Raw genomic sequence first — 238 nt, 5'->3', positions numbered from 1 at the left:
TCTTCAACGCCGAGGGACTGGTCCAGTCGATCGAGATCTTCGTCGAACATCCCGATGTCGTCGACGAACTGCGCCAGCCGATCGAGGATGCGGCCGGCCGGCAGATCTTCATCACCGACTGGCGCGACCGCAACAAGACCTTCTTCTCCGCGCTCCAGGTGGAACGCAACGTGATGTTCATGATCCTGACGCTGATCGTGCTGGTCGCGGCGCTCAACATCATCTCCGGCCTGATCAT

1 pseudogene is annotated in these 238 nt (G+C 60.1%); it reads left to right on the top strand.

The features are described from left to right. Positions 1-238, top strand: a pseudogene (locus L981_RS32140) (lipoprotein-releasing system transmembrane subunit LolC); the annotation flags it as partial.

It is taken from the genome of Ensifer sp. ZNC0028, from assembly GCF_000799055.1.
Lineage (GTDB): Bacteria > Pseudomonadota > Alphaproteobacteria > Rhizobiales > Rhizobiaceae > Ensifer.
Note: the sequence above shows the minus strand (reverse complement) of the source record. Positions and strands in the feature narration are given on the sequence as shown.